Origin of the sequence: Pseudomonas sp. SIMBA_067 (assembly GCF_046534675.1) — a bacterium.
GTDB lineage: Bacteria > Pseudomonadota > Gammaproteobacteria > Pseudomonadales > Pseudomonadaceae > Aquipseudomonas > Aquipseudomonas putida.
Genome location: NZ_JAWRYH010001388.1, coordinates 1 through 234 on the forward strand (window position 1 = coordinate 1; position 234 = coordinate 234).

1 protein-coding gene is annotated in these 234 nt (G+C 67.1%); it reads left to right on the forward strand.

Features of this window, described 5'->3' with window-relative positions; all coding sequences use genetic code 11:
- On the forward strand, positions 1–234 hold a 234-nt coding region (locus SB765_RS33925; RefSeq protein ID WP_410933074.1), incomplete at both ends, for a hypothetical protein.

Sequence of the window (234 nt, forward strand, 5' to 3'; positions counted from 1 at the left end):
GGCCCTGGGTCAATTGCAACCGGCCCACGCCGAAGCCAGCCGTGCCCTGGTCGAGTTGCAGGGCTTCGGCCTGAGCGGCTACACCAACTTGCTGCAACTGCTGCTGGGCCAGATCGAGCTGGCCCAAGGTGCCAGCGAAGCGGCCTGGGCGCGCCTGCAGAACATGGCCGAACTGCCCGCCGCCGGCAGCTCGGGGCGCTTCTACGAACTGTTCCGGCACTTTGGTAAAGGGCT